Source organism: Pseudomonas sp. 05L36 (genome assembly GCF_056398125.1).
Genome location: NZ_JBFTOU010000005.1, coordinates 173,142 through 194,038, shown reverse-complemented (window position 1 = coordinate 194,038; position 20,897 = coordinate 173,142). Strand labels below are relative to the sequence as shown.

Sequence of the window (20,897 nt, the reverse complement as noted above, 5' to 3'; positions counted from 1 at the left end):
TACCGTCTTTAGAGTAATTCCTGTACGGATAGTTGAGAAATGAACTCAACAGAAATAGTCGGGTCAGTCCTTGTCAGGACATTATTCCTACGGATAATGCCGACTTTACTCGCAAGTCCGAGCCCGTATTTTGCTTATGTTGTCCAGATCCCTGCTATGTCTCGCCGTCCTTGGTGCTTCTTCTCCTTTGTTAGCCGATACCGTGTGGTTGAAGAACGGTGACAAGCTGAGCGGCAAGATCACGCTGTTCGATGGCGGCAAGCTGCTGATCCAGACCGAGTACGCGGGAGCGGTGACGATCGACTGGAAACAGGTCAAGACCCTGGACAGCGATCAGGAGTTGCTGGTCAAGCAGGACGCCTACAGTGGCGAGAAAGCCAAGTCGCTGAAAGCGGCGGACGCCGGCAAGGTGACGCTGGCCAATGGCGACGCACCGAAGACGGTCGAATTGGCGAGCATTCAGCAGATTCTCAAGCCAAAACCGGTGGTTGAGGATCTGGTGTGGAAAGGCAACGTCGATATCGCGCTGGATTACCAGCGGGCGGAAAACGACACCGATGACTACGACATCGATTTCAAGACCAGTGCGCGACACGGTCGCTGGCGGCACACCGCCGAAGGTGAATACAACCGTGAGTTCCAGGACGACGTGGTGACCACGGACAACTGGCGGGCCGAGTACTCCATCGACCGATTCCTGACCGACCAATGGTTCTGGCAGGGGCGCCTGGTGTACAAGCGCGACAAGGTCGAAGACCTTTCCCGTCAGCGCACCGTCGGTACCGGTCCCGGCTATCAGTTCTGGGATAACGAGCTCGGGGCGTTCTCCCTGGGCTCGCTGGTCAACCGTACGGACTTTGAGTTCTCCGATGGCCGCAAGGACAATTTCTACGCACTGGCCATGACGTGGGATTACAACCGCTACCTGATCGGCAAGCGTGTCGAGTTCTTCACCAGTGGTGAGGTCGGCAAGCCGCTGTCGGATGTGGCCGACTACGCACTCGATGCCGAGATGGGGTTGCGCTACAAGGTGACTGACTGGGCTTCGCTGAACCTGAAGGCGGAGCGGGACATCATCAGCGGCACCGACGATGCGGATCTGGACAAGACACGCTACACCGCAGGATTTGGCGTGACCTGGTAAGACGCTAAAAGATCGCAGCCTGCGGCAGCTCCTGCAGGGGAGCTATGTTCACCCTGTAGGAGCTGCCGCAGGCTGCGATCTTTTTACCTGTGAAAAACACACAGGCACAAAAAAGCCCCGCTGTTGAGGGCGGGGCTTTTTACTAAAGCAAGTACAAGTTAGATAACTTGAACTTCTTCAGCTTGCATGCCTTTCTGACCGCGGGTAGCGATGAAAGAAACCTGTTGGCCTTCTTTCAGGCTTTTGAAGCCGTCGGACTGGATAGCTTTGAAGTGAACGAACAGGTCGTCACCGGATTGTGGAGTGATGAAGCCGAAGCCTTTTTCATCGTTGAACCACTTAACGGTACCGGTTTGGCGATTAGACATGGTGTAACTCCTTGAACAAAGATAACTGCGACTCAGGAAGAACCCTGGCCGAGACTGAGTGCAAAGAGCAGGAAAAATTCTTGTAGATGGTTGGATCGAAATTCAACATATCGTGTAGAGATTCTCAGTGACACAAGCAGCACAGTGACGCCACCTTAACCCTTTTTCCTGAACGTGCCAATGCTTCTTGCGAAGGTTTCTCTGATTTAAGGATCGGCGGTGTGACGGTTCGTCGCCAGAGCAGGCAATTCCTGCCTGTTCGGCGAGAATTGCACCGCGGACTTTGAACCCGGCGGCGCGCCCGGTAAGATGCCGGACAGAATTTTTCGACCTCGCTATTCAGGACACCCGCCATGAGCATCAAATCGGACAAGTGGATTCGCCGCATGGCGCAGGAACACGGCATGATCGAGCCTTTCGTCGAGCGCCAGATGCGCGGCAGCGACGATAGCCGTGTGATCTCCTATGGCGTGTCGAGCTACGGCTACGATGTGCGTTGCACCAATCATTTCAAGGTGTTCACCAACATCAATTCGGCCATCGTCGACCCGAAGAACTTCGATGCCGGCAGCTTCGTCGACATCCACAGCGACGTGTGCATCATTCCGCCGAACTCGTTCGCCCTGGCCAGCACCGTCGAATACTTCCGCATTCCGCGCAATGTATTGACCATTTGCCTGGGTAAAAGCACCTACGCGCGCTGCGGCATCATCGTCAACGTCACGCCGCTCGAGCCTGAGTGGGAAGGTCACGTGACCCTGGAGTTCTCCAACACCACCAATCTGCCGGCGAAAATCTACGCGAACGAAGGCGTGGCGCAGATGCTGTTCCTTGAGTCTGACGAAGAATGTGAAGTGTCCTACAAGGACCGTGGCGGCAAGTATCAGGGCCAGCGTGGCGTGACCCTGCCTCGCACCTGAGTCAGCCGTCTGACAAATGTCGGGAATTCCTGAGCGGGCGTACACTCTATGGGGTGTACTGTTCCGACCCGCGCAAGGCGGGTCGGGCCATCGCTCAGGAGTGCCGAATGAAGATCGATCCGCGAATCAGTGCCGAACTGGCAAGGCTTGAACCCAATCAGGTGGGTGTTCTGGCCTGGTCGTTGTTGGCTCATCCGCCCGTCAGCATGGCAGGGGGGATCCCCGGCCAGCCTGATCCTGATACCCCGAATGAACAGCCTAACGAGCCGGGCGAGCCGACCCTGCCGGATGAGCCACCGCCTGCGCCTGTTGCCTGATTACCCGGACACTACCAATCAAATGTAGAAGCGAGCCTGCTCCGGGCGGCGCTCCTACAGGAATGTCTGTAGCCGTTACTTAAGGTTGCCGCTGAGGAACTGCTTCAACCGCTCGCTTTTCGGAGTGCCCAGTACGTCTTCCGGCGCGCCTTCTTCCTCAACCAGGCCCTGGTGCAGAAACAGCACCTGGCTCGACACTTTGCGGGCGAAGCTCATTTCGTGGGTCACCATGATCATGGTCCGGCCTTCTTCGGCCAGGCCCTGGATCACCTTCAGCACTTCACCCACCAGTTCCGGGTCCAGCGCCGAGGTCGGTTCGTCGAACAGCATGACTTCCGGCTCCATGGCCAGTGCGCGGGCAATCGCTACCCGCTGTTGCTGACCGCCGGACAGGAATGCCGGGTATTGGTCCGCCACACGGGAGGCCAGCCCCACCTTGTCGAGGTAGCGCCGGGCGCGGTCCTCGGCTTCTTTCCTGTCACACCCCAGCACCCGGCGCGGGGCCATGGTGATGTTTTCCAGCACCGTCATGTGGCTCCACAGGTTGAAGTGCTGGAACACCATGGCCAGGCGGGTGCGAATCCGCTGCAGTTCATCGGCATCGGCCACGTGCATGCCGTGACGATCCTTGATCATGCGGATGTTCTGCCCGTCGAGGCTCATGGCGCCGTCGTTGGGTTGTTCCAGAAAGTTGATGCAGCGCAGAAAGGTACTTTTACCCGAGCCGCTGGCGCCGATCAGGCTGATGACGTCGCCGGTCCTGGCCTTGAGCGAAACACCTTTGAGGACTTCATGGTCGCCATAGCTTTTATGCAGACCTTCGATGGTCAATTTGTACATGGGGCGTGCATCCTCAAGGCGAAAGTAGATAGCCGCTGCGATAGGCTTCGGTGCCCGCGACGTGGGCGATCACCATGCCGGCAGTGGCCATGCGACGCAGCGAACGGGCGTACATCAGCCCGGCGGCGGAGCAGTGAACGGGAGTGACGCGATCGTTGACCGGATCAATGATCTCGGCGATCAGTTGCCCGGCTTCCAGGTACTGGCCGGGCCGCGCGGTGAACACCAGCAGGCCGCCGACGGGCGTGGCCACCGGTTCTACACCGGCCAGCGGTGTCGCCGGATAGGGCAGGTCGGGCAGGGGCGCGGGTTCGCCGGCGATCGCGCCGAAATGGATCAGGTAATCGATCAGTGCCTGGCAATCGAGGCTGGCCAGCGGGTGATTGACGTCGCCCTGGCCGCGCAGTTCGACGGTCACCGAAAAACTGCCCGGCGCAATGTCGAAGTGCTCGCCGAAGCGCTCCTTCAACTGCCACCAGAGCAGGGTGAAGCATTCGTCGAACGACTGACCGCCGGAATCGGTTGCCAGCAGGCTGGCTTCGGCGCCGATATAACGGGCCAGCGGCTCGACCAGTGGCCAGGCATCCGGCGTGGTGTAGAGGTGAGCGACCGCTTCGAAATCGCAATGCAGATCGAGCACCATGTCGGCGTCGCAGGCCAGCCGTTGCAGGGTCAGGCGCTGGGATTGCAATTGGGTGCTGGCGGTCTGCCGGGCCAGCGCATCGCACAGGCTGCTGCGGATCAGTTGCAGGTTGTGCTGCGGATCGTCACTGAGCTTGCCCTCTATCGCGTTGCCGACTTCCTCACTGAGGTCGACGAACCAGCGGTTGAAGTTCTGGCCGCTTTCCAGCTCGTAGCGGCCCAGCGGCACATCCATCAGCACCTGTTCCAGGCCCACCGGGTTGGCGATGGGCACCAGCACGATTTCGCTGCGCAGGCGACCGGCGGCTTCGAGCTCCGCCAGGCGTTGCTTGAGGTGCCAGGCCACCAGCATGCCGGGCATTTCGTCGGCGTGCAGGGAGGCCTGGATGTAGATCTTGCCGTTGGCCGGTTGTGGGCCGAAGTGAAAACTGTGGATCTGTCGCGCGGTGCCCGGCAGCGGGGCCAGCAGGTCATGTTTCTGGTGGCGCATCTGTTGTTTCCTGAAGCAGGTTGAGTGCTAGTGGGTCGGCCCGAGGAAGGCCAGCCATCGGCGTTCGGCAAGGCGGAACAGGCCGACCAGCGCAAAAGTGACGGTCAGGTAGATCAGCGCGGCGATGCCGAACGACTGGAAGGTCAGGAAGGTCGCCGAGTTGGCGTCCCGTGCGACTTTCAGGATGTCCGGGATAGTCGCGGTGAAGGCCACGGTGGTCGAGTGCAGCATCAGAATCACTTCGTTGCTGTAGTAAGGCAACGAGCGACGCAAGGCCGACGGCATGATCACGTAGGCATACAGCCTCCAGCCAGTCAGTCCGTAAGCCTTGGCGGCCTCGACTTCGCCGTGGTTCATGCTGCGAATGGCTCCGGCGAAGATCTCCGTGGTGTAGGCGCAGGTGTTCAGGGCGAAGGCCAGGATGGTGCAGTTCATCGCATCGCGGAAGAAGCTGTCGAGCAGCGGCTGCGCGCGTACGACGGCCAGGCTGTAGATCCCGGTGTAGCAGATCAGCAGCTGGATATAGAGCGGCGTTCCGCGAAACAGGTAGGTGTAGAACTGCACCGGCCAGCGAATGTAGAGGCGCGGTGAAACCCGGGCGATAGACAGCGGAATCGAGACGATGAAACCGAAGAATATCGATGCGCTGAGCAACCACATGGTCATGGCCAGACCGGTGATGTTGTTGCCGTCGCTGTAAAGGAAGGGTTTCCAGTATTCCTGCAGGAGTTCGATCATCGTACGGCCTCCCGGGTACCGGCGGAGTAACGACGTTCGAGCCAGCGCAGAATGAAGTTGGACGCGCTGGTGATCACCAGGTAGATCAGCGCGGCAAGTACCAGGAAGTAAAACAGCTGATAGCTGCTTTTGCCGGCGTCCTGGGCAGCCTTGACCAGATCGGCGAGGCCGATGATCGACACCAGGGCGGTGGCCTTGAGCATCACCATCCAGTTGTTACCTATACCTGGCAGGGCATAACGCATCATCTGTGGGAACACCACGATCCAGAAACGCTGGCCGCGCTTGAGGCCATAGGCGGTGGCCGCTTCGACCTGACCCCGCGGAACCGCGAGAATCGCGCCACGGAAGGTTTCGGTGAAATACGCACCGTAGATGAAGCCCAGGGTGATTACCCCGGCGCTGAACGGGTTGATCTCGATGTATTCCCATTCCATGTAATCGGTAAGCGAGGTCAGCCAGGTTTGCAGGCTGTAGAAAATCAGCAGCATCAGGACCAGGTCCGGAACGCCGCGAATGAGTGTGGTGTAGAGCTGGGCAGGCACGCGCATCAGTTTGACTTTGGACAACTTGGCACTGGCGCCGAGCAGTCCGAGCAACACGGCTACCAACAACGACAACGCCGACAATTTGATCGTCATCCAGGTGCCTTGCATCAGCAGCGGACCGAAGCCCTTGAGGCTGAAGGCAGAGAGCCCCAGATTTTCCAGTAGGTTTTCGAACATAAATCAGCAACCTGATCGGATGAAAAAAGCGCCCATCGAGAGATGGGCGCCGGGCATTATTTGCCGCTATACAGATTCAGATCGCCAAAGTGTTTCTTCTGAATGGTGGCGTAGGTGCCATCATCGTGTAACGCTTTGATACCTTTATCCAAAAGTGCTTTCAGCTCGGTGTTACCTTTCTTAATACCGACCGCTGTTTTGGCGGGTAGCAAAGCGTTGTCGACCGGCTTGCTGACATCGTAGTCGGCACCCTGTGGCGACTTCAGAAAGCCCAGTTTTGCTTGCAGCATGTCCTGAATCCCTGCATCGAGACGACCGGAAGTCAAGTCGGCGTAGACCTGATCCTGGTTGGCGTAGGCTTGGGTTTTCACGCCGGCCTTGTCCAGAACGGCTTTGGCATAGGCTTCCTGAATGGTGCCTTGTTCGTAGCCGACGGTCTTGCCCTTGAGCGAGGCGACGTCTTCAGTCACGCCAGAACCTTTCTTGGACACGTAGGCGGTTGGGCCGGAAAACAGTTCGCTGGAGAAGTCGATGACTTTTTCACGGGCTTCGGTAACGGTCATCGACGAGATCACACCGTCGAATTTATTGGCTTTGAGGCCGGGAATCATGCCGTCGAAGTCACTTTCGACCCACTTGCACTTGACCTTCAGTTCGGCGCAGATCGCGTTCCCCAGATCGATGTCGAAGCCAACCAGGCTGCCGTCGGCCGCTTTCGACTCGAACGGTGCGTAAGAAGGGTCAACGCCGAAGCGCAGTTCTTTGTACTCCTTCGCCATGGCGGAGCCAGCAGCCATGCACAACGCCAGTGCAGAAAGGGTCACCAATGCTTTTTTCATTATTCAATCCCTAAAAACCAATATGAGCGCTTGTGGCGCAGAATTATTGTTACTGGAAAGCGTCAGACCTGTTGAAAGTAGCAATTTCCGAACCAGAGTGCCGAACAAGCGTTTTAAAAGGTGTCTGGAAATAGCCGGAGACAGATTTATGCACGAAAACGGGCGCAGGGAAATGGCCGCACCCGTTCGACTCAAAAAGAAAAAATTTTGAGGATAAAAAGAAGGCTCAGCCGAGCAGATTTTGCAGGGTCGCCAAACTGTCGGCTTCGTCGACCGACTTGTCCTTGCGCCAGCGCAACCGCAACGGCGATTCAACATTCAACCTCTATTTTAAATGTTGAATCGCTATCGTCGGAACGCCGCCCGGAGCCGGCTCGCTCCCACAGGTAAAGGGCGCGGTTACTTTCCTGGTGTCAGCGTCATCCGAGTCTTGCCATAGGCGTTGTCGAAGTTCTGCGGCTGTATCGGCAGGCTCATGTACTGGCCCTTGAGCCACGGTTCGATGCTGTTGAGGTAGTTCGGGCTGGCCGGGTTTCCGGATTGGCCGGTGCCGTTTTGCGCCATCAGCGGCTCGGACTGGCCGAAGTCGACGATAAAGCGCATGGCTGGCGCCAGCGTAGTGTTGAAGTCCTGGCCCCAGGCGAAGGCAGCGGTGTTGAGCGTGGTGTGATCGCCACCGGCCGGCAGCGGTCCGCGTACGGTCTGGCCGCTGGTGTTCTTCCATTCATAGCGGTGCAGTTTGCCCCACTGCCAAGCCTTGTGATCACTGCCCAATTGGCTGTCGCCTGCGCTGATCGCTGCGGCGAGGCTGCGAGCGAGGATCACCGGTTTGTCTTCTTTCTGCGCGGTGCGCACGTCATCCCAGAATGGGCTGTCCTCACGCCCGAGCAAGTGATCGGCTTGGGCCGCGTAGGACAACTTGCCATCGGCGACAAAGGCCTTCCATGCCGGGCTGCTTTCAGGGCCCAGTTCATCGAGGAAGATCTGCCGGGCGCTTTCCTGCAGGAACAGTTCGTAGATTGCCGCATCGGTGGAGGTCGGGCTGAGCTTGCCGTCGAACGCCAACAGGCGGCTGTAGGCCTCGTGTGCCTTGGCGCGATCTGCCGCCGGCAAGGCGTCGATGGCTTGTTTGAGCGGCTGGGTCATACCTGGCGCTTCAAACATTTTCTTCAGCTTGGCAGCGAAGGTAGTGGTCTGGTCGTATTGCATGGCGATCAGGCTGCGGCTGTCGTGTTTGCCTGCGCCGGCCAGTTCGGCCAGGCGCTCGCCGCGCTCCGGAGCCGCCCAGGAATTGGACAACTGCATGCCGTAGCCATGGGGAATGACCCGCTGGTTGGCTGTGCCGAGCCAGCCCTGGGCCGGGTCCTGGTCGTACGGGTGCAGCATCGGGTCGGCGTAACCGTCCCAATCGTAACGACCTTCCCAGCCCGGTGAGGGCAGCAGACCTTCGCCTTCGCGACGGTTCGGGTAACGACCGGTGACTTGCCAGCCGATGTGGCTCGCGTCAGCAAACACCAGGTTCAGCGCGATGGCGCGGATTTCGCGGCTGGCATCAGAGGCTTTCTCGACGCTCTGGGCGCGGGACAGGTCGAAGAACGCGTCCAGGGTCTTGTCGTCGGTGAAGCTCGGCGTCTGCAAGGCCAGGCCGAAACCATTGGCCAGAGTGCTGCCCTGAGCGCTGTTGAGCAGCGGTCCATGGCGGGTTTCGTACACCGCTTCGCGAATCGGCCGCTGGCCTTTGACGAAATAGGTTTCGTTGCGCACGATCGCCGGCTGCCACTTCCCGGCATTTTCGTAGGTGAGCCCGTTGCCCTGGCGTTTGATCTTCTCCAGGAACAGGTCCTGGTTGTCGCCCATCACGGACGTCATGCTCCATGCCACCTTGCCGTTGAAACCACCGAGCACCATTGGCAGGCCCGCGATGGTCACGCCGGACGCCTGATACTTCGGCGCGCGAATCTGCACGTAACTGAACAACGAAGGCACGCCCAGCGGGCCGTGACTGTCACTGGCCAACAGGCTCTTGCCGCTACGGCTGCGTTGCGGGGCGATAGCCCAGTTGTTCGACGAGGTGGCGCCGAGCAGGTTCAGGTCCGACAGTTGCCTGGTGGCCTTGCTGAGTTCGGCCAGCCCCGGCACTTGCCCGTTGAGTTTGATGCCTTGCAGTTTTTCGCTTTCGGCGACCGGCAGTTTTTCGTCGGGAGCCGACGGCGTCAACCACGCCAGTTTGTCGGTGGTGACAGTCTGGGCCAGTACCAGCGAGGAAATTTCTTCCGGCAGGTTGGTCGACTGGCTGAAGTTCAACAGGCAGAAAATCAGCGCCGAATCTTCCGGCTGCCAGTATTCAGGCTGGTACCCGGAGGCCGCGAGGTCCGCCGGCAGTTTGTCGCGGTAGCGGAACAGGTAGGCGTTGACGCCGCGCGCATAGACTTCGAAGAAGCGCTTGAGGCGCGGCGAAGAGGCCTTGTACAACTCGCCGGCACTTTTCTTCAGGTTGACCGCCCGCATGTAACGGTCGGCATCCAGCAGCTGCGCACCGTGCATCTCGGCCAAACGGCCCTGGGCCAGCAGGCGCAGGGTGACCATCTGCGTGATGCGGTCGCTGGCATGCACGTAACCGAGGGTGAACAGCGCGTCGTGGAAGCTGTTGCTTTCGATCAGCGGCATGCCCATGGCATTGCGGCGCACCGAAACGTTTTGCGCCAGGCCCTTGAGCGGCTGTACGCCGGAGGTCGGCGGGAGGGTGTCCTGGGCATTGAAGTTCTGACAACCGGTCAGGCTCAAGGCACCGGCCACTGCTGCGGCAACGCCGAACCGGGGTAGAAAATGAGTAAGGGCTGGCGAGGCCATGGCAAAGCTCCTGCGGGGGTAGAGGCGGCGGCGCGCAATAAAGGCGCTACGTTAGTGAGCAGGAGGTGGCCGTGCAAGCGGGGTACAAGGTTATTTCAGGATTTGTCTGATAAACCGAAAAAATCACGGCCTTGCCAGTCGCAATGGGTGATGTTGAAGTGCGACACGGTCAACAATCCTGGAGAAAAGTCGGCATGGAGCTCAAGGCAAACGCGGCATTGATCATCATCGATCAACAGAAAGGCATCCTGCATCCCAGACTCGGCCGCAGGAATAATCCTCAGGCTGAAGAGCGCATGCTGGAATTGCTCGGTCATTGGCGGCGCACCGTTCGGCCGGTGATCCATGTGCAGCACCTGTCCCGCTCGGAGGACTCAGTGTTCTGGCCGCAGCAGTCGGGGGTGGAGTTTCAGGAGCGCTTTGCACCGGGGGGCGGCGAACTTTTGATCCAGAAACAGGTGCCGGATGCGTTTTGTTCGACGGGGCTGGAGGCGCAGTTGCGCGAGGCGGGGATCGGGCAATTGATCATCGTCGGTGTCGCGACCCACAACTCGGTGGAATCCACGGCGCGTACCGCAGGCAACCTGGGGTTTGATACCTGGGTGGCCGAGGATGCGTGCTTTACCTTCGACAAGGCTGATTTTTTCGGCCATGCCCATAGCGCCGAAGAGGTGCATGCGATGTCGCTGGGGAATTTGCACGGTGAGCATGCAACGGTGGTCAGTACTGCCGACCTATTAAAGGCTGACTGAAAAACCTGTAGGAGCAGCCGGTCGACGCTCGATTGCTCGCGATGGTGTGTCAGCTACACAGATGTCGACTGACACACCATCGCGAGCAAGCTCGCTCCTACAAGGGAACTGCATTCACAGCACAGGTCTGCTCGCGAAGGCGATTCAACAGGCGAAGCAAGCCTTCGCCCGAAGCATCAAGCGCCGTGGCACTTCTTGAATTTCTTGCCGTTTCCGCATGGGCACGGATCGTTGCGGCCGACGTCCTTCAGGGCATTGCGCACCGGTTCCTGGTGAGCGTGGCCGCAGTTCGGACCGTGGACATGGCCGTGGTCGTGATCATGGTGGTGATGGTCATGATCGTGGTTGCAGTCAGGGCCATGGACGTGGGGTTGCTGGGTCATCGGTGTTGCTCCGGAATTAAATCGGCGGCGATTATCACGCCATTGCGCGCCAGGTGCACGTAGTGGGCGATGAATATACCGGTTTCCAGTTCACCTTCCAGACGATAGGGAATGGGTTGATCGGATTTTTTCAGCAGTTTGACCAGATCACGGACCTTGGACCACAGGTTGGTGCGGATCGGCACCTTGAAGTAAGCGCTGTGTCTGGGGCCGATGGTGAACCAGTGTTCGTACTCGCCGTCGGCCAGCAGTATGTCACCCAAGTGAACGCGGTACTCCAGACTGCGCACCGTCAGGTCACTGTCATTGGGGTTGTCGATGCGAAAGTGCAGGAGGAATTTCTGTTCCAGCAGTTTGGCGCTGACCACCTCGATCTTCACCAGATGGACCTCGGGGTCCGGCAAGTCGTCGCCGAACCACGATGCACAGCCGCCGAGCCCGAGTGTCAGGAACAACGTGAGCAGATAGAGTGCGCCGCGGCGGATGATCATCGTGGTGTTTCTCCCTTGAGCCTCAGTCCAGACCCAAAAGATCGCAGCCTTCGGCAGCTCCTGCGGGGTGGACAGACATTCCATGTCCTAACTGCTGAAATACCCTGCGCAACACTTCTTGAACTTCTGCCCACTCGCGCACGGGCAGGTGTCATTGCGTCCGGGCTTGAGCTGCACGGTAGGGTCGATGAAGTACCAGCGCCCGGTGTTTTGCACAAATGACGAACGCTCGCGGTGGCTGTGCTCGCCACTACTGTCGTGCCAGCGTGCAGTGAAGGTCACGAAGGCGTGTTCAGGCTGGCCGCCCAGCACTTCGGAGCTTTCCACCTCAAGGCCCAGCCACGTGCTTTGCGCGCTCCAGTCGCTGATCGATTGACGGTCCAGGCCGGCCTGTTGGGCGGGCAGGGTGGTGGCCACCAGATAGTCGACCAACCCCAGCACGTAGGCGCTATAGCGCGAGCGCATCAAGGCTTCGGCGCACGGCGCCGGGTGCCCGGCATGGTAGTGACCGCAGCAGGCGTCGAGCAGGGTGCCGCTGCCGCAAGGGCAAATGGATGTACTCATTGCATTACCACCAGTATTTCCCGAAGTTTTCCGGATTGGCCCAGAAGCGCGAATTGAGCCAGTCAGGGACTTGTTTGTATTCAAGCAGATCGTAGGTGAACAGGGTCAAGACCTGTTCGTCCCGTTGAAAGCGTTCGCTGGCTTGCAGGGCCAGGGAGAAAAAGTCGGTTTCCTGCCAGCCACACGCTGGCAGATCCGCCAACACGGCGATGCGGCTGGCGTTGAGGTTGCGAATGCCGCCCAAAAGATTCAGGCCGTTGCGCTTGGGCAAATGCTCCAGGCAATCGACCACCAGGGCCAAGTCGAATCGGCGGGCCGCCAACTCGTCGGGCAACGGCCCGGGGGCAGCGAAAGCGACGCTGCTGTCCGGGTGAGCGAGCTTGAAAGCTTCCAGCGCCGGGAACTCGCTGGCGCCGATCAACAACAGGCGCGCGGGGGCATATCGGTCAAGTAAAGCGGCCAGTGCCTGCTGCGGCGTGCGCGAAGAAATACCTGCAATCATCGAAGATCCTCAATCAGATCTGCCAAGACTAGCCTGACCGAACGTTCGGGCCTAGAGCGGCCTGGCGACAAAAGCGTCAACCTGTCGTTAATACACGAATAAACCGCATGGCCTATTGCTGGCGGAGATTAAAACTCGGGTCTTTACTACCTGAATCGGTTCCAAGCCGATCCCTCAGGAGAAAACTAGATGAGCATAGTTCGGACAGCATTACCCTTGGTTCTGCTAACCAGTGTCTTGACTGGTTGCGCAGGTTTGCAGAAAACCGACTGGCCGACCTGTGCGGCGGTCGGTGGTGTCGTGGGTGCGGGCCTCGGTGCGACCGAAAGCTCGGCATGGGCAGGGTATGGTGCTCTGCTCGTCGGCGGTACGGCAGCGGCTTATTGCTGGGTGCACGGTGATGGCGACGAAGACGGCGATGGTGTGCTGGATAGTCGCGACAAGTGCCCAGGCACGCCTAAAGGCGTTCGGGTCGATGCCAACGGTTGCCCACCACCAGCACCTGTGGTCGAAGAGGCGGTTGTGGTCAAGGAAGAAACCATCGTCATCCGCGATGTTCACTTCCAGTTTAATAAGGCCACGCTTACCGCGTCCGACAAACAGGTACTCGACAAGATTGCCGCTCGCCTGAAAGCCGAAGCCCCTACTGCTCAACTGACCGTAACCGGCCATACCGACAGCGTGGGCAGCGATTCCTACAACCAGAAACTGTCGGATAAACGCGCCCACTCGGTGGTTGAATACCTCATCGAACAAGGCGTACCTCGCAGCAACTTCGTGTCGGTTGTCGGTGCCGGTGAGAGTCAGCCAGTTGCGGACAACAAAACCGCTGACGGTCGTGCACAGAACCGTCGTACGGAAATCAAAATCCAGCGTTAAGCCCCCTCGCATCCGCGCCTTGTGCAGTCGCGGATGCGGGTCTTTACTCCTGTGTAACCGGTATTGGCCGGTGACACAGGAGCTTTCAACATGATCGTTCTCACAAGGACCGTCTTGCCGGTTGTGCTACTTGGCAGCCTGTTGAACGGTTGCGCGACCCACAGCGATGGCTCTGCCCCCCTCAATCAACGAACCTGGCCAATCTGCAGCCTGATCGGCGGCCTGGTCGGTGGTGGTCTGGGCGCAATCGAGAGTGGTGGTTGGGCAGCGGGTGGGGCGGCGCTGGGTATCTTGTCCGGCGGCTTGATCTGTTATGCCCAGGATGGCGACGAAGACGGCGACGGCGTTTTCGACCGACGCGACCGTTGCGCTGATACTCCCGCCAATACCCCGGTCGACCATCGCGGTTGCCCGGCGCCGCAGTATCCGGCCAGCGTCAAATCCGAGCCTGCGCAATCCGAAGTCATCACCCTGAGCGATGCCGGCGACGTGCTGTTTGCCTCCAGTCAATCCGGCCTTACCCCGACGGCCAAGAGTCAGCTGGACGCGTTGATGAGCAAGTTCGAGGATGCCGATGTGGTCAGCATCAAGGTGGTCGGCCATACCGACAGCGTCGGTTCGGATGCCTATAACCAGGCCTTGTCGGAGCGGCGTGCCAGCAGCGTGGCGGAATACCTGTTGAGCCAGGGTGTGGCGCCGAACAAAGTCACCAGCGAAGGCAAGGGCGAGAGTCAACCGATTGCCGACAATGAAACAGAAGCAGGCCGTGCGAAAAACCGTCGCGTGGACCTGCATGTAAATCGCTGAGCCATGAGATAGAGCAGTCGGGCGACAGGTGTGAGCGCTGTGACGGCCGTTCGGCGGCCTACATGAAGATTTTTCCGTTGCCCTCTGGCTTATCCCGCGTGGAAGCCGTTACTGTGCGTGCAAACAATAATTTACATCGGGGGCGCGTATGAAAGTCTTATGGGGGCTGGGGCGGTTACTGACCTTGCTGTTCTGGTCGGTAGTGCTGCTCAATCTGCTCACACCGTTTGTCTTTCCGCTGCACCCGTTGGTCAACCTGGCCGGCGGCCTGTTGGGCTTCATCCATCTTCTGGAAGCGTTGCTGTGCTATCGCAGCCTTCGAGGTCGCGCTCATCCCTGGCTTGACCGCCTGAAGATCGTCATTTTCGGCGTATTCCACCTGCAAACCATTCCAGCCCCCACCGCTTCGAAGGCTTCCCATGCGTAAACTCTGTCTGCTCGCCGCACTCATCAGTCCATTGGCCAGCGCACAGGTGGTGAGTGTCGAACCCAACTCGCTGATGCGCTTGCCCAACACCGCCAGTACTCTGCAACTGGAACGCCTGGAAGTGGCCGATTACGGCACCTTGCTGATTCCCTCGAACGTGACCGAAGTCACCGTGGGTGAATTGCATCTGGGGCGTGAAGCGCGCATTGCCATCGTGCCGGGGGAACAGGCGCTGGCGCTGAAGGTCCGTCGCGCTGATTTGTCCGAAGGCAGCCAGATCACCGCCCGTGGCGCCCCCGGGACTTACCAGAAGGCCGCTCGATCCGGGCGCAATCTTGATTTGCAGATCAAGGCACTCAACGCACCGCAATTAATTGTTGATGCACGCGGTGGTGCGGGCGCACCGGGGTTTGTGGGTCTCGATGGGGCCAATGGCCAGGCACCGGGCTGCACCTGGGGCCAGGCCGGTCGCGGTGCTGATGGCAGCGATGGCAGTAACGGCCAGCCAGGGGCGCCGGGGGCACTGGTTAAACTGGCAGTACCGCATGAATTCCCGGCAGACCGGATCAAGGTTCAGGTGGCCGGCGGTGCCGGTGGCCTGGCCGGCCCGGGCGGCAAACCGGGCGTGGGTGGCAAGGCCAAGGGCTGCCTGATTTACAAGGCCGATGGCGGCAAGAGCGGCAAACCTGGGGCTGATGGGCAGCCGGGGCCTGAAGGCGCGGCGGGTTCGGTGACGGTGCAGCGGTTGTAAGCTATCGCCGAAATGTGAGCAGTCTGTCAGACCGCTATCGCGAGCAAGCTCGCTCCTACATGGGATCACGGAACCCTGTGGGAGCGGCGGTGCGGCGATCCGACTTGCCCGTGAAGCTTTTAAAGCGTCGGCCGAGTCGCAGCAATCGCCACCACAGCCAACCCCACCAGCAGATTGATCCCCACCAACCGGCGAATCCGTCCCAGTATCGCGGCCCCGGCTGGCCAATCCTGCCCGGCCACGGCGGTGCGCAGTTCCGGCAGCATCAGCGCCTGAATGCGGATAAACAGCGCGGTCATCACCACATACAAGCCCATCATCACCTGCACATAGCGCGGCGCGTTTTCAAAACCGGTGAAGTGCAGATTCAGCATGCCCACGCCGCTGACCGGCAACAGCACCACCGCCACCCAGACCCAGCGGAAAAAACCTTGAAACACTTCTACCCACAACTTCAGCCGGGCAGGGCCCTCCAGTGCCGTGATCGCTGCGGGGCGCAGGACCATCCAGGCGAAAAACATGCCGCCGACCCAGACCAGGGCCGCCAGTACATGCAGGCTATAAATGAGGCTAAAAGGTGTCATTGGGTTACTCCGTTCTGCGCGGTATTCATTAGCGGGGTATGATAGCGGCCAAACCGAACCACTGAAAATTTATCCAGCGTTTTTGCGCCCGACAATCCATGATCAGCACTGAACTCAAAACCACGATCCAGGGCGCCTACTCGCGTTTTCTCGAAGCCAAGAGCCTCAAGCCGCGTTATGGCCAACGCCTGATGATCGCCGAAGTTGCCAAAGTCCTGGGTGACATCGACACCGACGACGAAGGCCGGCGCAGTGGCGACCCCGCGATTGTCGCGGTGGAAGCCGGCACCGGTACCGGCAAGACCGTGGCCTACAGCCTGGCGGCGATCCCCACGGCGAAGGCCGCCGGCAAGCGCCTGGTGATCGCCACGGCTACCGTGGCCCTGCAAGAGCAGATCGTCTACAAGGACTTGCCCGACCTGATGCGCAACAGCGGGCTGAACTTCAGCTTCGCCCTGGCCAAGGGACGCGGGCGCTACATGTGCCTGTCCAAGCTCGACATGTTGCTCCAGGAGGGCCACGCGCAGACCGCCACGGCGCAGTTGTTCGAAGAAGAAGGTTTCAGGATCGAGGTCGACGAGGCCAGCCAGAAGCTGTTCACCAGCATGATCGAAAAACTCGCCGGCAATAAGTGGGACGGCGACCGCGACAGTTGGTCCACCGCCCTGGAAGACGCCGACTGGGCGCGCCTGACCACCGACCACAGCCAGTGCACCAACCGTCATTGCCCGAACTTCGGCCAGTGCGCCTTCTACAAGGCCCGCGAAGGCATGGGCAAGGTCGACGTGATCGTCACCAACCACGACATGGTCCTGGCCGACCTCGCCCTGGGCGGCGGTGCGGTGTTGCCGGACCCGCGCGACACCATCTACGTGTTCGACGAAGGCCATCACCTGCCGGACAAGGCCATCGGCCACTTCGCCCATTACACGCGCCTGCGCTCCACCGCCGACTGGCTGGAAACCACCGCCAAGAACCTCACCAAACTGCTGGCCCAGCACCCGTTGCCGGGCGACTTGGGCAAGTTGATCGAGCAGGTGCCGGAGCTGGCGCGGGAGATCAAGACCCAGCAGCAGTTCATGTTCACCGCGTGCGAGCAGATTGCCGATTTCAAACCCGGCGAAGACGTCGAAGGCCGCGAGCGCCCGCGTCACCGATTCGTCGGCGGTGTGATTCCCGAGCACATGCGCGAGATGGGCATTGAACTGAAGAAAGGCTTCGCGCGGCTGACGGACTTGTTCACCCGCCTGACCGACCTGCTCAAGGAAGGCATGGATGGCGAGGTCAACATCGGCATCGCCAGCAACCAGGCCGAAGAGTGGTATCCGCTGTTCGGCAGCCTGCTGTCGCGTTCTTCCGGCAACTGGGAGTTGTGGACTGCCTTCACCGTCGAAGATCCGGAAGACAACCCGCCCATGGCCCGCTGGCTGACCCTGGCCGAGAGCGGTTCACTGTTCGACATCGAGGTCAACGCAAGTCCCATCCTCGCGGCGGAAATGCTTCGTCGCAACCTGTGGAACGTGGCGTATGGCTGTCTGGTGACTTCGGCGACCTTGACCGCCCTCGGCACCTTCGACCGCTTCCGCATGCGCGCCGGCCTGCCGAAAAAGGCCGTGACGGCGGTGGTGCCAAGCCCGTTCCATCACGCCGACGCCGGTGTGTTGCGGGTACCGAACCTGAACGCCGACCCCCGTGATGCAGCGGCGCATACCGCCGCGATCATTCGTGATCTGCCTGAATTGGTCGAAGGCTCGCGGGGCACGCTGGTGCTGTTTTCCTCGCGTAAACAGATGCAGGACGTGTTCGATGGCCTGGATCGCGACTGGCGCAAGCAAGTGTTCATCCAGGGCAACCTGTCGAAACAGGAAACCCTTAACAAGCACAAGGCGCGAGTCGATGGCGGGGATTCCAGCGTGTTGTTCGGCCTGGCGAGCTTCGCCGAAGGGGTCGACTTGCCCGGTGCCTATTGCGAGCACGTGGTGATCGCCAAGATTCCTTTCTCTGTGCCCGATGATCCGGTCGAGGCCGCACTGGCCGAGTGGATCGAAGCCCGGGGCGGCAATCCGTTCATGGAAATCTCCGTGCCGGACGCCTCGCTGAAGCTGGTCCAGGCCTGCGGTCGCTTGCTGCGCACCGAAGAAGACCGCGGCACGATCACCTTGCTCGACCGGCGCCTGGTGACCCAACGTTATGGCAAAGCCATCCTCAACGCGTTGCCGCCGTTCCGTCGAGAAATTTCCTGAAACACTGGTGGGTAGTTTTGCCCACCGCGTTGTCTATCTCTCTGCCATCGCTTTTCCACTGGCCCATTGAAGGTCGTTAGGGAGATTTTCGTTCTCATGATTTGCCGTTCGTTGCCTGCTGTTTTTGCCCTGCTGTTCGCAACACCGCTGTTGGCCGCTCCCGCCAGCCCGCAGACTTTGTTCAACTTTGTGCGCCCCGCCGACGTGGTCCAGGTGGCGACTCAGGATGCCAGCCTGCCGCAATCCAACGCCGAGCAAACCCCCGAGGGCGAAGTGTTGCGTCGGGTGACGTTCAGCCCGGCCACCCGGCCGACTTTGCGCCTGGCCCCGCAAACCGGCGCCTGGGACTGGTCGCAGTCGGGCGTCATGAGCCTGCGGATCCAGAGCGCGATGAGCTGGGCCCTGACCCTGTACGTGACCATCCAGAGCAACGACGGCAAGACACTGGTCAGCCGCGTCGATTTGCCGGCGGGGCCTGCGCAAACCCTGTTGGTGCCTTTGCAAGCGACATCACCACTGATCCAGGGCATGAAGGCTGGCCCGCCGATGCCGATGACCGTCGAGGGGCAGCGAGTGTTGCTGGCCAGCAGCGCCGGTGAACTGGATCGCAGCCAGGTGGTGTCGGTGAGTTTGTCGATGGACCAGCCGAAAGCGGCACAAAGCATCTTGCTGGAACGCTTTGGTGTGCAGGACGGCGAGTCGGTCACCCAAGACGTATATGGCGGGTTGGTGGATGCTTACGGCCAGTCGACCCGAGACAAATGGCCGGAAAAAATCAGCAGCGACGAACAATTGAAAAACGCCGCAAGCAAGGAGCAGCAGCAACTGAAAACCTGGCTGGCCGAGCGTGAAAAGTCGTCCCTGGACAAGTTCGGTGGTCTAACCAAAGGCCCGTCCTTCAAGGCCAGCGGCTTTTTCCGCACCGAGAAACGCGACGGACGCTGGTATCTGGTGACGCCGGAAGGCCATCCGTTTTATTCGCTAGGGGTTAACACCGTCGCTGCAGACGTCAACCAGACCTACGTTGCCGGTCGCGAGTGGATGTTCGAATCCCTGCCCAAGGCGGACGAGGCCCTGGCCAGTCATTTCGGCGAAGGCGACAACCGTGACGGCAACGGTGCCGGTCAGGGCCGCGGCTACAATGCCGGGCGCTGGTACGACTTCTACGGCGCCAATCTGCAGCGTCTGTATGGCGATCCGTGCGCGAAGGGTAGCGATACCAAGGCCGGTGTCGCCGAAGCGACAGCCGCTGAGCAAAAACCTGCCGAACCGTGCAAGGCGCAGTTCGACGAGCAGCGCTGGGCCAGTCACACCCTTGATCGTTTGCAGGCCTGGGGCTTCAACACCATCGGCAACTGGAGCGCCGCCGTACTGGGCGACGCGGATCGCGTGCCGTACACCTTGCCGCTGTCGATCGTCGGCGACTACGCCAGCATCAGCACCGGTACTGACTGGTGGGGCGGCATGCCCGACCCGTTTGACCCGCGTTTCGCCATGGCCACCGAGCGCGCAGTGGCGATTGCTGCCCGCGACCATCGTGACGATCCATGGCTGATCGGTTACTACGCCGACAACGAACTGGCCTGGGCCGGTCCCGGCGACGACCCGAAAGCCCGTTATGCGCTGGCTTACGGCACCTTGAAAATGACCACCGACGTGCCGGCCAAGCGCGCATTCCTCAAGCAGTTGCGTGACAAGTACCGCAATCAGGCTGGCCTGTCGAAAGCCTGGGGCATTGATCTGCCAGCCTGGGAGCTGATGGAAGATCCGGGGTTCGTGCCACCGCTTCCGAGCGCCGAGTACCCGGAAATCGAAGCCGACTTCAAATACTTCCAGAAGGTCTTTGCCGACACTTACTTCAAGACCATCTCCGACTCGCTCAAGTGGCACGCGCCGAACCAGTTGCTGCTCGGCGGCCGTTTCGCGATCAGCACGCCGGAAGCGGTGGAGTCCTGCGCCCAGTACTGCGACGTGTTGAGTTTCAACATGTACACCTTGCAACCCCAGGACGGTTACGACTTCGCCAAACTGCGCAGTCTCGACAAACCGGTGCTGATCACCGAGTTCAATTTCGGCTCGGCTGATCGTGGCCCGTTCTGGGGCGGCGTCACGCCGTTGGCGAAGGAGGAGGACCGCGGTGCGGCTTATGCCAACTTCCTCAAGCAGGCCTTGATCGAGCCGTCGATTGTTGGCGTGCATTGGTTTCAGTACCTCGATCAACCGGTCACCGGGCGTCTGCTTGACGGTGAAAACGGTCACTTCGGGTTGGTGGGCATTACTGATCTGCCGTTCCAGGGTTTTGTCGATAGCGTACGCAAGAGCAACCTGGCGACGGTCGAGCAATTGGGCAAGGAGGCCGAGAAGGCTACGGCCGCCGCCGACAAAGCCAGCCACGACGCCGAGGGCGGCCGCAAGGCCGAGGCCGGCAAGGGGCCGGGGAAGGGCGCTGGTGGGCATTCCGGCAAAGGTCATTAAATTCTGAGGCAGCCAAGATCGCAGCCTTCGGCAGCTCCTACAGGGGAAGTGTGAACACCTTGTAGGAGCTGCCGCAGGCTGCGATCTTTTGATTTTCATCTTGATCTTGAATTGACCGCCTAGCCCGCCCCTGTTCCAAAAACCCTCAAGGGCTGGAACAATGCGG

At 60.2% G+C, this 20,897-nt stretch carries 22 protein-coding genes; 10 read left to right on the top strand and 12 right to left on the bottom strand.

Annotation, left to right across the window (positions count from 1 at the left end; genetic code table 11):
- The first annotated feature begins 136 nt into the window (after nucleotides 1–136).
- On the top strand, nucleotides 137–1,144 hold the full coding sequence (locus AC1DKH_RS08020; protein ID WP_477797903.1) for a DUF481 domain-containing protein: 1,008 nt from the start codon (nucleotides 137–139) through the stop codon (nucleotides 1,142–1,144).
- Between the two features lie 158 nt (nucleotides 1,145–1,302).
- Here the strand turns inward: AC1DKH_RS08020 and AC1DKH_RS08015 are convergent, their stop codons facing one another.
- Nucleotides 1,303–1,512 (bottom strand): cold-shock protein, encoded by a 210-nt coding sequence (locus tag AC1DKH_RS08015; RefSeq protein WP_002554837.1) that lies wholly within the window; start codon nucleotides 1,510–1,512, stop codon nucleotides 1,303–1,305.
- 353 nt (nucleotides 1,513–1,865) lie between these two features.
- On the opposite strand from AC1DKH_RS08015, the gene dcd reads away from it, so the two are divergent.
- Together dcd and AC1DKH_RS08005 are read left to right on the top strand one after the other, a co-directional pair.
- Nucleotides 1,866–2,432, top strand: a complete 567-nt coding sequence (dcd, locus tag AC1DKH_RS08010; RefSeq protein WP_007940589.1) for a dCTP deaminase — start codon at nucleotides 1,866–1,868, stop codon at nucleotides 2,430–2,432.
- A 107-nt stretch (nucleotides 2,433–2,539) separates the two neighbouring features.
- Entirely contained in the window at nucleotides 2,540–2,749 is a 210-nt protein-coding gene (locus tag AC1DKH_RS08005; protein ID WP_033047523.1) for a hypothetical protein, read from the top strand.
- 75 nt (nucleotides 2,750–2,824) lie between these two features.
- Here the strand turns inward: AC1DKH_RS08005 and AC1DKH_RS08000 are convergent, their stop codons facing one another.
- The 6 genes from AC1DKH_RS08000 to AC1DKH_RS07975 form a co-directional block, all read right to left on the bottom strand.
- Complete coding sequence (locus AC1DKH_RS08000) at nucleotides 2,825–3,589, bottom strand: ABC transporter ATP-binding protein (RefSeq protein ID WP_477763860.1); 765 nt, start codon at nucleotides 3,587–3,589, stop codon at nucleotides 2,825–2,827.
- 13 nt (nucleotides 3,590–3,602) lie between these two features.
- On the bottom strand, nucleotides 3,603–4,721 hold the full coding sequence (locus tag AC1DKH_RS07995; protein ID WP_477752981.1) for a succinylglutamate desuccinylase/aspartoacylase family protein: 1,119 nt from the start codon (nucleotides 4,719–4,721) through the stop codon (nucleotides 3,603–3,605).
- Between the two features lie 27 nt (nucleotides 4,722–4,748).
- A complete protein-coding gene (locus AC1DKH_RS07990; RefSeq protein WP_477797902.1) occupies nucleotides 4,749–5,459 on the bottom strand; it encodes an ABC transporter permease in 711 nt (236 codons plus the stop codon).
- Nucleotides 5,456–6,184 (bottom strand): ABC transporter permease, encoded by a 729-nt coding sequence (locus AC1DKH_RS07985; RefSeq protein ID WP_477759807.1) that lies wholly within the window; start codon nucleotides 6,182–6,184, stop codon nucleotides 5,456–5,458. Before AC1DKH_RS07985 ends, AC1DKH_RS07990 begins: the two co-directional genes overlap by 4 nt.
- A gap of 56 nt (nucleotides 6,185–6,240) precedes the next feature.
- The gene (locus tag AC1DKH_RS07980) at nucleotides 6,241–7,023 is read right to left on the bottom strand and encodes a transporter substrate-binding domain-containing protein (RefSeq protein WP_477752978.1); all 783 of its coding nucleotides are present in this window, start codon (nucleotides 7,021–7,023) and stop codon (nucleotides 6,241–6,243) included.
- A gap of 399 nt (nucleotides 7,024–7,422) precedes the next feature.
- A complete protein-coding gene (locus AC1DKH_RS07975) occupies nucleotides 7,423–9,873 on the bottom strand; it encodes a penicillin acylase family protein (RefSeq protein WP_477797901.1) in 2,451 nt (816 codons plus the stop codon).
- Between the two features lie 194 nt (nucleotides 9,874–10,067).
- Here AC1DKH_RS07975 and AC1DKH_RS07970 point away from each other — a divergent pair, with 194 nt between their 5' ends.
- The gene (locus AC1DKH_RS07970; RefSeq protein WP_477797900.1) at nucleotides 10,068–10,625 is read left to right on the top strand and encodes a cysteine hydrolase family protein; all 558 of its coding nucleotides are present in this window, start codon (nucleotides 10,068–10,070) and stop codon (nucleotides 10,623–10,625) included.
- Between the two features lie 176 nt (nucleotides 10,626–10,801).
- On the opposite strand, the gene AC1DKH_RS07965 is transcribed toward AC1DKH_RS07970, so the two are convergent.
- From AC1DKH_RS07965 to AC1DKH_RS07950, 4 genes are all read right to left on the bottom strand, one after another.
- Nucleotides 10,802–11,008: an SEC-C metal-binding domain-containing protein gene (locus AC1DKH_RS07965; protein WP_007955014.1), complete on the bottom strand. Its 207-nt coding sequence runs from the start codon at nucleotides 11,006–11,008 to the stop codon at nucleotides 10,802–10,804.
- The gene (locus tag AC1DKH_RS07960; protein WP_477753008.1) at nucleotides 11,005–11,499 is read right to left on the bottom strand and encodes an LEA/WHy family protein; all 495 of its coding nucleotides are present in this window, start codon (nucleotides 11,497–11,499) and stop codon (nucleotides 11,005–11,007) included. Before AC1DKH_RS07960 ends, AC1DKH_RS07965 begins: the two co-directional genes overlap by 4 nt.
- An 87-nt stretch (nucleotides 11,500–11,586) precedes the next feature.
- Nucleotides 11,587–12,063, bottom strand: coding sequence for a YchJ family protein (locus AC1DKH_RS07955; RefSeq protein ID WP_477763857.1), 477 nt, complete (start codon nucleotides 12,061–12,063; stop codon nucleotides 11,587–11,589).
- 4 nt (nucleotides 12,064–12,067) lie between these two features.
- Complete coding sequence (locus AC1DKH_RS07950) at nucleotides 12,068–12,565, bottom strand: DUF6231 family protein (RefSeq protein WP_477759806.1); 498 nt, start codon at nucleotides 12,563–12,565, stop codon at nucleotides 12,068–12,070.
- Between the two features lie 189 nt (nucleotides 12,566–12,754).
- Here AC1DKH_RS07950 and AC1DKH_RS07945 point away from each other — a divergent pair, with 189 nt between their 5' ends.
- The 4 genes from AC1DKH_RS07945 (at nucleotide 12,755) to AC1DKH_RS07930 (ending at nucleotide 15,429) form a co-directional block, all read left to right on the top strand.
- The gene (locus AC1DKH_RS07945; RefSeq protein WP_477752973.1) at nucleotides 12,755–13,444 is read left to right on the top strand and encodes a PA1041 family peptidoglycan-binding anchor lipoprotein; all 690 of its coding nucleotides are present in this window, start codon (nucleotides 12,755–12,757) and stop codon (nucleotides 13,442–13,444) included.
- Between the two features lie 90 nt (nucleotides 13,445–13,534).
- Nucleotides 13,535–14,251 (top strand): PA1041 family peptidoglycan-binding anchor lipoprotein, encoded by a 717-nt coding sequence (locus AC1DKH_RS07940; protein WP_477752972.1) that lies wholly within the window; start codon nucleotides 13,535–13,537, stop codon nucleotides 14,249–14,251.
- A 148-nt stretch (nucleotides 14,252–14,399) separates the two neighbouring features.
- The gene (locus AC1DKH_RS07935) at nucleotides 14,400–14,678 is read left to right on the top strand and encodes a DUF1145 domain-containing protein (RefSeq protein ID WP_477752971.1); all 279 of its coding nucleotides are present in this window, start codon (nucleotides 14,400–14,402) and stop codon (nucleotides 14,676–14,678) included.
- Nucleotides 14,671–15,429, top strand: coding sequence for a collagen-like protein (locus AC1DKH_RS07930; protein WP_477797899.1), 759 nt, complete (start codon nucleotides 14,671–14,673; stop codon nucleotides 15,427–15,429). The genes AC1DKH_RS07935 and AC1DKH_RS07930 overlap by 8 nt, the downstream gene beginning before the upstream one ends.
- Nucleotides 15,430–15,548: 119 nt before the next feature.
- On the opposite strand, the gene AC1DKH_RS07925 is transcribed toward AC1DKH_RS07930, so the two are convergent.
- Nucleotides 15,549–16,013: a CopD family protein gene (locus tag AC1DKH_RS07925; RefSeq protein WP_477797898.1), complete on the bottom strand. Its 465-nt coding sequence runs from the start codon at nucleotides 16,011–16,013 to the stop codon at nucleotides 15,549–15,551.
- Nucleotides 16,014–16,111: 98 nt separating this feature from the next.
- Between AC1DKH_RS07925 and dinG the strand changes: the two genes are divergently transcribed.
- Nucleotides 16,112–18,256 (top strand): ATP-dependent DNA helicase DinG, encoded by a 2,145-nt coding sequence (gene dinG / locus AC1DKH_RS07920; protein WP_477797897.1) that lies wholly within the window; start codon nucleotides 16,112–16,114, stop codon nucleotides 18,254–18,256.
- A 96-nt stretch (nucleotides 18,257–18,352) separates the two neighbouring features.
- Complete coding sequence (locus tag AC1DKH_RS07915) at nucleotides 18,353–20,731, top strand: beta-agarase (protein WP_477797896.1); 2,379 nt, start codon at nucleotides 18,353–18,355, stop codon at nucleotides 20,729–20,731.
- Nucleotides 20,732–20,897 lie beyond the last annotated feature (166 nt).